The 9,898-nt window shown below is 71.3% G+C and carries 10 protein-coding genes and 3 pseudogenes; 7 read left to right on the forward strand and 6 right to left on the reverse strand.

The window, feature by feature from the left end; all coding sequences use genetic code 11:
• On the forward strand, window positions 1-855 hold an 855-nt coding region (locus AC2W7C_RS08490), incomplete at its 5' end, for a retropepsin-like aspartic protease (RefSeq protein ID WP_486001046.1).
• Here AC2W7C_RS08490 and AC2W7C_RS08495 read toward each other — a convergent pair.
• The 5 genes and pseudogenes from AC2W7C_RS08495 to AC2W7C_RS08515 all read right to left on the reverse strand — a co-directional run bounded on the left by AC2W7C_RS08495 (window position 813) and on the right by AC2W7C_RS08515 (window position 5,255).
• Window positions 813-2,044 (reverse strand): annotated as a pseudogene (locus tag AC2W7C_RS08495) (glutamate-5-semialdehyde dehydrogenase). The gene AC2W7C_RS08490 and the pseudogene AC2W7C_RS08495 overlap by 43 nt on opposite strands.
• Window positions 2,045-2,070: 26 nt before the next feature.
• A pseudogene (proB, locus tag AC2W7C_RS08500) lies at window positions 2,071-3,202 on the reverse strand (glutamate 5-kinase).
• A gap of 41 nt (window positions 3,203-3,243) precedes the next feature.
• Window positions 3,244-4,086 (reverse strand): KPN_02809 family neutral zinc metallopeptidase, encoded by an 843-nt coding sequence (gene ypfJ / locus AC2W7C_RS08505; protein ID WP_486001047.1) that lies wholly within the window; start codon window positions 4,084-4,086, stop codon window positions 3,244-3,246.
• A gap of 69 nt (window positions 4,087-4,155) precedes the next feature.
• On the reverse strand, window positions 4,156-4,551 hold the full coding sequence (locus tag AC2W7C_RS08510; protein WP_486001048.1) for a hypothetical protein: 396 nt from the start codon (window positions 4,549-4,551) through the stop codon (window positions 4,156-4,158).
• Window positions 4,548-5,255: a class I SAM-dependent methyltransferase gene (locus AC2W7C_RS08515; protein ID WP_486001049.1), complete on the reverse strand. Its 708-nt coding sequence runs from the start codon at window positions 5,253-5,255 to the stop codon at window positions 4,548-4,550. Before AC2W7C_RS08515 ends, AC2W7C_RS08510 begins: the two co-directional genes overlap by 4 nt.
• A 77-nt stretch (window positions 5,256-5,332) precedes the next feature.
• On the opposite strand from AC2W7C_RS08515, the gene AC2W7C_RS08520 reads away from it, so the two are divergent.
• Window positions 5,333-5,911: a hypothetical protein gene (locus AC2W7C_RS08520; protein WP_486001050.1), complete on the forward strand. Its 579-nt coding sequence runs from the start codon at window positions 5,333-5,335 to the stop codon at window positions 5,909-5,911.
• Between the two features lie 60 nt (window positions 5,912-5,971).
• Here AC2W7C_RS08520 and AC2W7C_RS08525 read toward each other — a convergent pair whose 3' ends face one another.
• Complete coding sequence (locus tag AC2W7C_RS08525) at window positions 5,972-6,925, reverse strand: fatty acid desaturase family protein (protein WP_486001051.1); 954 nt, start codon at window positions 6,923-6,925, stop codon at window positions 5,972-5,974.
• A gap of 134 nt (window positions 6,926-7,059) precedes the next feature.
• Between AC2W7C_RS08525 and AC2W7C_RS08530 the strand changes: the two genes are divergently transcribed.
• The 5 genes and pseudogenes from AC2W7C_RS08530 to AC2W7C_RS08550 all read left to right on the forward strand — a co-directional run.
• Window positions 7,060-7,467 carry a hypothetical protein gene (locus AC2W7C_RS08530; protein ID WP_486001052.1) on the forward strand — a complete coding sequence of 136 codons (408 nt, stop codon included), beginning with the start codon at window positions 7,060-7,062 and terminating at the stop codon, window positions 7,465-7,467.
• Window positions 7,464-7,661 carry a helix-turn-helix transcriptional regulator gene (locus AC2W7C_RS08535; RefSeq protein WP_056450680.1) on the forward strand — a complete coding sequence of 66 codons (198 nt, stop codon included), beginning with the start codon at window positions 7,464-7,466 and terminating at the stop codon, window positions 7,659-7,661. The genes AC2W7C_RS08530 and AC2W7C_RS08535 overlap by 4 nt, the downstream gene beginning before the upstream one ends.
• Window positions 7,654-9,249 (forward strand): serine hydrolase domain-containing protein, encoded by a 1,596-nt coding sequence (locus AC2W7C_RS08540; protein WP_486001053.1) that lies wholly within the window; start codon window positions 7,654-7,656, stop codon window positions 9,247-9,249. The genes AC2W7C_RS08535 and AC2W7C_RS08540 overlap by 8 nt, the downstream gene beginning before the upstream one ends.
• A 31-nt stretch (window positions 9,250-9,280) precedes the next feature.
• Window positions 9,281-9,706, forward strand: a complete 426-nt coding sequence (locus tag AC2W7C_RS08545; RefSeq protein ID WP_486001054.1) for an alpha/beta fold hydrolase — start codon at window positions 9,281-9,283, stop codon at window positions 9,704-9,706.
• Window positions 9,685-9,898 (forward strand): annotated as a pseudogene (locus tag AC2W7C_RS08550) (alpha/beta fold hydrolase); the annotation flags it as partial. The gene AC2W7C_RS08545 and the pseudogene AC2W7C_RS08550, both read left to right, overlap by 22 nt.

Consider the following 9,898-nt stretch of genomic DNA (forward strand, 5'->3'; position numbering starts at 1 on the left):
GGCCGTCGGCGACGCCCCACGGTGCGGGCGACCCTGGCCGGGCGGCCGGTGCTGGCCCTGATCGACACCGGCGCCCAGTACTCGGTCATCGACCGCGCCCTGTTCGAGACCCTGCCGGCGAGGGAGCGGTCGCTGTTCGATATGCCCCTGGTCGCCTACGGCGTGGGCGGCGGGGCCCAGGTGGGCCGCGGCACGACCCTGAGGATCGACCTGCCCGGCCTGACGATCGGCGGCCTACGGGCGGGCATCCTGAACCTGGGGCCGCTGGCCTCGGAGGCGGGGCTCAGGACACCGCTGATCCTGGGACAGGACGTCCTGTCCCAGGCGGTGCTGGCCCTGGACCCCGCCCGGCGGCATGTCCGGCTTGTGCGGCGCGACGCCTTCGTGAAGCCGGCCGACTTGGCCTCGTCCCCGGTGCGACGCCAGGGGACGGCCCTGATCGCCGAATTGACCGTCGAGGGAACAGCCATCGAGGCCGTGGTCGACACCGGCGCATCCGGCCTGCTGGGCCTGAGCCGCGAGGCCGCGCACGGGGCGGGCCTGCTGGACGCCGGCCCGGCGCGCGAAGGCTCCAGCCTGGTGCTGGGGCGGGGAGATGCGCTCGCTGGTGGTCGAGGCGCGGACGGTGACTTTCGCCGACCACCTGTACCGCCGCGTGCCCGTGGGGGTGTTCGCCCAGCCGCCGTTGCCCAACTTCCCGGGCGGCCTGGTGGGCATGGGCGCGTTCGCCGATCGCCGGGCGGCGCTGGACCTGGGCAAGGGCCTGCTGCACGTCTCGCGCCCGCTGGACCTGACGGTGGGCCGCTAGGGTCTCAAGGCCGGATCTGGCCCGCGCCTCGCACCACGTATTTGTAGCTGGTCAGCTGCTCGGCCCCGACCGGGCCGCGCGCGTGCAGGCGTGAGGTCGAGATGCCGATCTCGCCGCCGAAGCCGAACTCGCCGCCGTCGGCGAACTGGGTCGAGGCGTTCCACATGACGATGGCGCTGTCCACGGCGTTCAGGAAGGCGGCGGCGGCTTCGGCGTCCCCGGTGACGATCGCCTCGGTATGGCCCGAGCCGTAGCGGCGGATGTGCTCCACGGCGCCCGTCACCCCGTCGACGATCCTCACGGCGAGGATCGGGGCCAGGTATTCGGTGGTCCAGTCGCCCTCGTCCGCGACCTGGATCGCAGGGAGGAGGGCGCGCGCCTCCGCGTCGCCGCGCAAGGCGCAGCCGGCGGCGATCAGGGCCGTGGCGACCGGCGGCAGCAGCGCTTCCGCGCCCACGCGGTCGACCAGCAAGGTCTCGGTGGCCCCGCAAACCGAGACGCGGCGCATCTTGGCGTTCAGGACGATGCCGGTCGCCATCTCAGGGTCGGCGGCGGCGTGCAGGAAGGTGTGGCACAGGCCTTCCAGATGCCCCAGCACCGGCACCCGCGCCTCGGCCTGGACGCGGGCGACTAGGCTCTTGCCGCCGCGCGGAACCAGCAGGTCGATCGTCCCCCCCAATCCCGTCAGCAGGGCGCCGACGGCGGCGCGGTCGGGGGTGTCGACCAGCTGGATCGCGTCCGGGGGCAGGCCGGCGGCGATCAGGCCTTCGGTCATGGCGGCGTGGATGGCCAGCGACGAGGACAGGCCGTCCGAGCCGCAGCGCAGGATGGCGGCGTTGCCCGAGCGCAGGCACAGGGCGGCGGCGTCGGCGGTGACGTTGGGCCGGCTCTCGTAGATGATGGCCAGGACGCCGATGGGGGTCGCGACGCGGGCGATGTCCAGGCCGTTCGGACGGGTCCAGCGAGCCAGCTCTCGGTCCAGCGGATCGGGCTGGGCGGCGACCTCGGCGACGGCGGCGGCGACGGCCTCGACCCGGGCCGGGTTTAGGGCCAGGCGGTCGACCAAGGCCTCGGACAGGCCGTTGGCGCGAGCCCGGTCGATGTCTCGACGTTGGCGGCGAGGATGGCGGAGGACCGGGCGCGCAGGGCTGAAGAGGCAGCCTCCAGTGCGCGGGTGCGGTCCTCCGGTGACGCGGCGCGCAGGGCGTCGGCCGCGATCCGGGCGCGGCGGCCCATGGCCAGGAGGGTCGCGGCGAGATCGCTCACGCGCCCCCCTCCAGCACCAGGTCGTCGCGATGAATGGCGACCTGCGGGCCCTTGTAGCCCACCAGGCCCTCGATCTCGCCGGTCTGGCGGCCCTGGATCAGCATCATTTCCTCGGACGCCCAGGCGGCCAGGCCGACCGCGGCGCGCGCGCCGGAGGCGGTGACGACCAGGATGCTGTCGCCCCGGTCGAAGCGGCCCTGCACGGCCCGGACGCCCGATGGCAGGAGACTCTTTCCGGCCTTGAGGGCGGCGACCGCGCCGTCGTCGACGACCAGCCGTCCGGCGGGATCGACGCTGCCGGCGATCCAGGCCTTCCAGGCGGCCATGGGACCGGCCGGAGCGGGGATCAGGGTGGCGGCGGGCGCGTCGGCGATCGCGGCCAGGGGACGCTCGGCCAGGCCCGAGGCGATGATGGTGGCGCAGCCCGCCGAGCGGGCGATGCGGGCGGCCTCCAGCTTGGTGCGCATGCCGCCCGTGCCGACGGCCGAGGCAGAGTTGGCTTCTCCGGCCATGGCCATGATCTCGGGCGTCAGCGCCTCGACCAGCGGCAGATGGTTCGCGTCCGGATTCGATCGAGGGTCGGCATCGTACAGGCCGTCGATGTCGCTGAGCAGGACCAGCAGGTCGGCGCGCGCCAGTTGGGCTGCGCGGGCCGCCAGGCGATCGTTGTCGCCGTAGCGGATCTCCTCGGTGGCGACGGTGTCGTTCTCGTTGACGACGGGTACGGCTTTCAGCCGCAGCAGGGCGTCCAGGGTCGAGCGGGCGTTCAGCCAGCGGCGGCGGCGTTCGGTGTCGTCACGGGTGAGCAGCACCTGGGCGGGCGTCAGGCCGTGGGGGGAGAGCGCGGTCTCCCAGGCCTGCATCAGCAGGGACTGGCCCGCGGCCGCGGCGGCCTGTTTCTCGTCCAGCCGAGCGGACTTCGATAGGCCCAGGCGGCCGCGCCCAGGGCGACGGCGCCCGAGGACACCACCAGCACCTCGACCTCGCGCGCGCGGAGTTCGGCGATTTCGCCGCCCAGGATGGCCAGGCGCGGGCCGTTTGGCCGGCCGCCGTCGTCAGCAGGGCTGACCCGATCTTGACGACCAGTCGGCGGGAGGCGGCGAGGGCGGAGGCGGCGGAAACGGACACGGCGCGACCTTGCCGCGTTGTGTGCGGTGCAACAAGCGGTCTTAGCGCCCCCCGAAGGTGTCGCAGACGTTCGGATCGCCGGACTGGTAGCCGCGCTGCAGCCACGCGACGCGGTCGGCCGACGAGCCGTGCGTGAAGCTGTCGGGGGCCACGCGCCCGCCCGAGCGGCGCTGCAGCGAGTCGTCGCCGATGGCCGAAGCGGTCTTCAGGCCTTCCTCCAGGTCGGCTCCGGTGACCGCCACTTCGCCGTTCGAGACGGCGGCGGCGTTGGCCGCCCAGACCCCGGCGTAGCAGTCGGCCTGAAGCTCCAAGGCGACGGAATAGCGGTTCGCCTCGGCCTGACCGGCGGCGCGCTGCTGGGCGCGCTGCACCTGCTGCGAGGTTCCGGTCAGGGTCTGGACGTGATGACCGTACTCATGGGCGATGACGTAGGCCCGAGCGAAATCGGCGCTCGAGCCGCCCAGCCGCTCCATCTCGGACCAGAACGACAGATCCAGGTAAACGTGCTGATCGTTGGGGCAGTAGAAGGGTCCCATGGCGGACTGGCCCATGCCGCAGCCCGTGCCGGTGCCCTGTTCGTAGAGCGTCACGGTCGGGGGCCGGTAGCCCTGCAGCTTGGTCTTCCAGACGTCGTCGATATTCGTGCCGATCACATCGACGAAGCGGCCGGCCTGGTCCTCGGGGCTGCCCTGCTTGCCTTCCTGCGTGGTCGCGCCGCCTAGCTGGCTGGTGATCTGCTGGGTGGTCTGAGGATCGATTCCGAAGACGAAGTAGCCGATGGCCGCGAGCACCAGGGCGCCGATGCCGCCGCCCGCGATGCCGACGCCGCCCATGCCGCGCCGGTCGTCGATATTGCCCCCGCGTCGTCCGCCTTCCCAGCGCATGGCCGTCTTCCCCGTTTCAATCCAAGCTAGGCCGGAACGCGGACCGAAGGAAAGGGATGCGACGGGTCGTCAGTTCGGGCGGCGGTCCAGCCAGGCGTCGATCTGGCCGACGTCGCCGGCGGTCTGACGACGACGGGCCGCGGCTTCCCGCGCGGCGCGCTCCTGTTCCGGCGTTCGCAGTGCGGACGGAGCGGAGGAGACGTACGGCTCCGGCTGGCGGCGGGCCTCGATCTCGCGGCGATTGAGGCGGGTCTCCAGGTCGGATTGGCGCGCCTGGAGCTCGCGCTGGTCAGCCTGGAGCCGCAGGCGGTCCATCGCCATCCGATGCTGATCGGCCTGCCAGCGATGCTGATCCATGGCCGACGGGCCAGGGATCATCGGAGCCGTCTGCGCCCACGCGCCGCCGGCGGTCAGGGACGCGGTCACGGCGGCGGCGAGCACGATGAGGCGGGCGGCGGCGGTCATTGAGGAGAAATGGGCCCTAGACCGGTCGGTTCCAAGCGTGGCCGGGCGTCCTCTGCGGCCAGGGTCCAGACCCGGGTGCGCTTCACCGCCGAATCCTCGAGCTCGCGGGTGGTCGGCACCGCGTACTCCGCCAGAAGGTCGAAGCCCGTCTTGGGAAAGTAGGTCCGCAGCGGGTCGCCGACCAGGATGCGGGTCCCGCGTGCCGAAGCGGCCGTCAGCCAGACCAGCACGGCCTCGGCCATAGGCTTCTCGTAGAAGACGTCGCCGGCGCAGATGACATCCACGTCGGGCGGTTCGCCTCGCAGAAGATCGGCGTCCGTGAAATCCAAGGTGACGCCGTTGACCTCGGCGTTCAGCGCCACCGCCGCGCCGCAGAAGGGGTCGATGTCGGCGCACAGGACCGAGGCCGCGCCGGTCTTCCTGGCCGCGATCCCGACCAGGCCGGACCCAGCGGCGAAATCCAGCACCCGCTTGCCGGCGACGCCTTCGGGATGGTCGAGAATCCACCGACTGAGTCCCTGGCCGCCGGCCCAGGCGAAGGCCCAGAACGGCGGCGGCAGGCCCATCTCGCCCAGCTCCTCCTCCGTCAGCCGCCAGAGGGGCGTGACCTCGTCGGCCAGCCACAGCGAGATTTCGGGCGCGTGCGGCACGGCCTGCAGCCGGGTGTTGGTCAGGATGAAGGCGGTCGGGTCAGGTATCGACATGTTTCCTCGTCGATATCGACAGGCCATCGTGAGGCGTCGGCGCTGGGCGGCGACGATCCGGATCAAGGAGTAGCACGATGAAACGCATACTGGCATTCGGCTTCGCCGCGATGGCGACGGCGGCCTGCAGCCCCACGCCGAGCCCGTCCGGCGAGGCGGCGCGCCTGACCATCCAGGTCGCGGACGCCTATGCGCGGCCGGCCGCAGAGGCCGCGACGCCCGCCACCGCCGTCACGAGCGACGTGGGACCGGGCGCGGCCGTCGCTGGGGACGTGCAGTCCGGGTCGCTGTGCGAAAGCCAGGAACAGGTGGTGTGGACCTGCCGGGTCGGACGCCGGACCATCTCGGTGTGCGCGTCGCGCGATCTCGACGAAACCCGCGGCTACGCCCAATACCGGATCGGCCGCCCCGGCGCGCTGGAGCTGGAGTATCCGTCGACCCGGGTTCATCCGCGCGGCCGTTTCAGCGTCACGACCTACCCGCAAGGCAACCAGACCCTCGACTTCAAGAACGGCGGCTACGACTACCGGGTGTTCGAGGACCTGAGGTCGCGCGAAGACGGCGTCTACGTCGAACGCGACGGGCGCGAGGTCAGCCAGATCACCTGCGACGGCGGCCAAGGCTTCGGTCCGTTGGAAAGAGCTCTGGGCGAATAGGCCGGAAGGCTGGCAAACGCAGGTCAGGGGCCGCCCAGGAGGTTGCGGCTCTCTTCCAACTCACCGGGCGGTCCCGCCGCTGGCCGTCCTGAGCACCTCGACATAGCCCGAGGCGACCTCCATCCGTTCGCCTTGCGGCCGAGCCCGCACGGCCCGGTGAAGGGCCGGCAGCTTCCAGCAGGGCACGTGCATGAACAGGTGGTGCTCGGCGTGGAAATTGACCCAGTAGGGAGCGATGAAGGCGCGCTCCCACCAGCTCGCGCGCGTGGTGCGGGCGGCGCGGTAGGGATCGGCCGCCGAGCCTTCGACGCAGGCGTGCTCGGCGATGTTGCGCAGGCGGGTGACCATGGGGAACCAGGTCGCCATCGGCAGCAGCCATAGCGCGAACCAGGCCCACCAGACCCCGAGCAGGGACAGGGCCAGCAGCAGTCCGGCGTTGACCAGCAGGAAGGGCAGGATCGAGCGGCCGGTGACGATGGCTTCGTAGTCGTGGTCGTCGACGGCGCGCTCGGCCTTGCGGCCCCGCATCGCCGCCAGCGGCAACAGGACCCGCTGCTTGAAGAAGGTCTGGCCGGTCAGGTCGCGCACGATCTTGCGGCGCAGCGAGGCGCGGCTGACGGGAAAGGGCGCGGACAGCACCAAGTCCGGATCCTCGGGCTGCTGGGCGTACTTGTGGTGCGACAGATGATAGGGCCGATAGGCGGCAAGCGAGGCGCCGACCGGCACGGCGCACAGCCAATGGCCGAGGAAGTCGTTCAGACGGGCGTTGGAGGACAGACCTCCGTGGGCGGCCTCGTGCATCAGGATGGCCAGGCCCAGCTGGCGCGTGCCGATTACAGCCACGCTGAGCGGGATCAGGATCGGCCAGACCACCCCGGCGGCGACGGCCAGGGCGACGACGCCCCAGCAGTGAACGACCAGCATCGGCCCAACCCAGGCGGCGCGTGTCTGGAACGGCGCCCACTCTTCGGGCGTGAACAGATCGGTCGGACGGGCGCGGGGCGCGGCGGGCATGAGGGCAGAATAAGCCGGTGAGAGGGTTGCGCAAAGCAATCCTCCGTGTGTCGTGCTTTCCTGACATGAAGTCAGGTTGACATGACATTTCGCTGATGTAAGGTGCGCATGACATTTGGTCAGGAGCACCTTCCATGTTGATGAAGATGGGTCAATCGGGAACGGCCGCGGGCAAGCGGTATGTCATCCGCACCCTGGGGTTCATGAGCGGTTATGTGGCGGTCAATGTCGCGGCCATCTTCGGAGCTTTCGACGACGTCGCCACGCCGGTCGCCGCCTGGGCCCTGGCCCTGGTTGTCTCCGCGCCGGTGATCGGCCAGATCTGGGCCACCCTGTCGCTGATGCGCGAATCCGACGAGTTCGTGCGGGCCTTGATCGCCAAGCAGTTCATCACCGCCTCGGGGCTCGCGATGGCGATCGCCAGCGTCTGGGGTTTCGGCGAAAGCTACGCCCAGGCGCCGCACATTCCGGCCTGGCTGATCTACCCGCTGTTCTGGGCCTGCTTCGGCCTGGTCACGCCGTTCATCCGGAGCAGCAAGTGAGAAACCGCCTGAAACTGCTGCGCGTCGAGCGTGGATGGACGCAGGAACAGCTGGGCCAGGCGCTGGGCGTCTCGCGCCAGGCCGTGAACGCGCTGGAGACCGAGAAGCATGACCCGTCCCTGGACCTGGCCTATCGGATCGCTGTGCTGTTCGAACGCCCGGTGGAGGACATTTTCGAGAATCCCCATGCGTAGGGGCGTCGGATTTCGGACCGCGGCGATGCTGGGCGGCTGCGCCCTGGCCCTGGTCGCCGCGACCTCAGCCGTCGCCCAGGGCGTCGCCTCGGTGGACGCAGTCTTCGCCCGCTGGTCGGGGTCCACGCCGGGCTGCGCGGTCAGCGTCGAACGGCCGGGCGAGGCGACGCTCGCCCGCGCCTACGGCCTGGCCGAACTGGAGCACCGGATCCCCGCGACGGTCGAGACGATCTACGAGGCCGGATCGGTGTCCAAGCAGTTCACGGCGGCGGCGATCCTGCTGCTGGTCGACGACGGGGTTCTGACCCTGGACGACGACGTGCGGCGCTGGCTGCCGGAACTGCCGGACTACGGCCGCGTCATCACCATCCGCCACATGCTGAACCACACCAGCGGCCTGAGGGACTGGGGCGCGATCGCCTCTCTGGAAGGCTGGCCGCGCGGAACGCGGGCCGTCGGTCAGGAGCAGGTGCTGGAGATCGTCGCACGGCAGAAGGCGCTGAATTTCGAGCCCGGAAGCCAATGGCTGTACAGCAACTCGAGCTACAACCTGTCCGCTCTGATCGTGGCGCGGGCGAGCGGAAGGAGCTTCGCGGACTTCACGCGCGAGCGGCTGTTCGAGCCTCTGGGCATGAGCCGCACCCGCTGGCGGGACGACTTCACCGCCGTCGTGCCGGGCCGGGCCGACGCTTATGCGCCAGGACGCGACGGCTATCACCTGGCCATGCCGTTCGAGAACGCCCACGGCAATGGCGGCCTGCTGACCACGGTGGGCGATCTGCAGATCTGGAATCGGGCCTTGAGCGAGAACCGCCTGAACCTGGCCGGCCGGCTGACCGAACGGGGGATGGCGGGCGGTCATCGGACCCACTACGGCCTGGGCCTGGAGACCAACGCCTTCGAGGGCCAGGTCGAGATCGGGCACGCCGGCTCGACCGGCGGATACCGCGCCTGGCTGGCGCGCTATCCGGCCCAAGGGCTGTCGATCGCGCTGCTGTGCAACGCCGCCGAGGCCAACCCGGAGATGCTGGGCCGCCAGGTCGCCGACCTTTTCCTGTCGGACCCTCCGACGGAGGCGCTCTATGTTCCGAGCGCCCCCGCGCCCGAGGGGCTCTACGCCAGCAGCCGGACCGGCGAGCCGTTCGGACTGAGGGCGACGCCCGGCGGGGTGATCGCCATCCCCGGCGGCCGGCCGCTGGCCCCGATCGGACCGGACCGCTGGCGGTTGGGCGAGGACGAGCTGCGCTTCGTCTCGGCCGACCGGTTCATCCGGTCGACGGTGGACGGCGACGAGGTCGCCTATGACCGGCGCGATCCCTGGTCGCCCGACGCGGCGGCGCTGGCGGCATTCGCCGGGACCTATGTCAGCGACGAAGTCCCGGCGCGGTGGACCCTGGCGGTGACCGAGGGACGGCTGGCGATCGACGCTCCCGGACGCCCGCCGGCGACGATGACGCCCGCCTATCAGGACGTCTTCGCCAGCCCGCCCGGCCTGATCCGGGTCGAACGGGACGCCTCGGGCGCCGTCACGGCCCTGCGCGTCGACGCCGGACGGGCCCGGGACGTCGTCTTCCGACGCCTGCCCTGATCGTCTTCTCCCTTCCACAAGGACCCTTCCGATGATGTTTCTGTTCCGTTCGCGCGGCCACGCGCCGCGCCTGTTGATGCTTGCCTCGGCCGTCGGCCTCGCCGCCGGCGGCGCGCTGCTGGCCACCCGCGCCGACGCGGCCTCCGTCACGGTCTCGGCGCCGTCGCCCTTCGTGTCTGACCGTTTGTCGGTCGAGGTGACGGGGAGCGGCCCCGACGTCGTGCTGATCCCCGGCTTCGGATGCTCCCGCGAGGTCTGGCGCGCGGAGGCCGATCGGCTGAAGGCGACCCACCGGGTGCATCTGGTGCAACTGGCCGGGTTCGCCGGCGAGCCCTGGACGCATGGCGACGGGCCGTTCGTGCAGCCCGTCGTCGATGAGCTGGCTCGCTATGTCCGCGAACAGGGCCTGAACGCGCCCGCGGTCGTCGTCATTCGATGGGCGGGCTCAGCGCCCTGATGCTGGCCCAGCAGCACCCCGACCTGGTCGGGCGCGTCATGACCGTCGACAGCCTGCCGTTCTTCAGCGCGATGTTCGGTCCGCAGGCGACGGTCGAGGGCGCCCGTCCGTTCGCGGATCGGGCCGCGGCGGGGATTCTGGCCGCGGACGAGGCCTCGTTCCGTGCCGGGCAGGCGCAGACGGCGGCCGGCC

The sequence above is a fragment of the Brevundimonas sp. CURTG3B2_SDJG genome (genome assembly GCF_057364705.1).